The 729-nt window shown below is 55.6% G+C and carries 1 protein-coding gene; it reads right to left on the bottom strand.

Annotation, left to right across the window (positions count from 1 at the left end):
* Positions 1–729 (bottom strand): AMP-binding protein (locus tag EAE91_RS23620; protein ID WP_214090559.1); only part of this gene is annotated, 729 nt, incomplete at both ends.

Here is a 729-nt window from a genome sequence, read left to right as displayed (position 1 = left end):
GGGATTCAATTTCCCCCGGTTCAATGCGGAAGCCACGGATTTTCACCTGCTGGTCGTTACGGCCCAGAAATTCCAGATTGCCGTCCGGCAAATAACGGGCGACATCCCCGGTGCGGTACATCCGGGCGTCCGGTTTATCACTAAACGGATCGGGCAGGAAACGCTCCGCCGTCAAGTCTGGGCGATTGAGGTAGCCACGCGCCACCCCCGCGCCCCCGATATACATTTCCCCCGCCACGCCCAACGGCACCGGTTGACCATACTCGTCCAGTAAGTAAAGGCGGGTGTTGGCTATCGGACGGCCGATACTTTCAATGATCCGATCACCCCGCCGTATCGGCAACCAGGCCGAATAGGTGGTCGTTTCAGACGGTCCATAGAGATTACATAACCGCTCTATTGGCGTGTCTGCGAAAATCTGTTTAATTAAAGCGCCTTTAAGCGGTTCCCCCGCCAGATTGACCGTATGAACCGACGCCATCAGCGCCTGAGCCTGCAATAACGGTTTCATCGCAGACGGCACTGAGTTGATCAAGGTCACCGGCAGGGCATGCTGCATCAATGACAGCGCATCCTCCACCAGATAAATCGCCGCGCCACGCGACAACGGCATAAAACATTCAAAAACGGACAGGTCGAAATTCATCGACGTTGAGAAAAGCACCTGACGGATCTCTTCCGTTTCAAAAGCCTGCTGCGCCCAGTGCAGGAAGTTAACCGTATTGCGGT

This window comes from Photorhabdus noenieputensis, assembly GCF_018448935.1.
Taxonomy (GTDB): domain Bacteria; phylum Pseudomonadota; class Gammaproteobacteria; order Enterobacterales; family Enterobacteriaceae; genus Photorhabdus; species Photorhabdus noenieputensis.
The sequence above is the reverse complement of the archived record's forward strand: the minus strand, read 5'-3'. Positions and strand labels throughout refer to the sequence as shown.